The 380-nt window shown below is 58.7% G+C and carries 1 protein-coding gene; it reads left to right on the top strand.

The features are described from left to right. Positions 1-380, top strand: a 380-nt coding sequence (locus tag ACYP03_RS24575; protein WP_459782461.1) for an NAD-binding protein, incomplete at both ends; no start/stop codon positions are given.

The raw sequence follows: 380 nt of genomic DNA, 5'->3' as shown, positions 1-380 counted from the left end.
GATGCCACCCGCCCGGACCTGCTGCACACTGCAGGGATAGAACAGGCCGCTATGGTAGTGGTTGCGATGGACAATCAGGAAAGCAGCATCATGCTGGTCAAACATATCAAGCACAGCTATCCGCACGTCAAGGTGCTGGCCCGCGCCTATGACCGGGGCCACAGTTACCGGCTACGTCAGGCAGGTGCCGATGTGATTGAATCTGAAACCTATCATTCCGCGCTGGAAATTGGCGCCGCCGCCCTGCGTGAGCTGGGCCACCCGCCTCGTCTGGCCCAGCAACAGAAATCTGCGTACAAACGGGTCGATGACGAGCTGTCTGCCGGTCTCTATCAAGCCTGGCTGGGCGAGTCCAAAGAAGGCGAGCGATTCGACAATAA

The sequence above is a fragment of the Photobacterium sp. R1 genome, from assembly GCF_054600795.1.
This window is presented reverse-complemented; position numbering and strand designations above follow the sequence as displayed.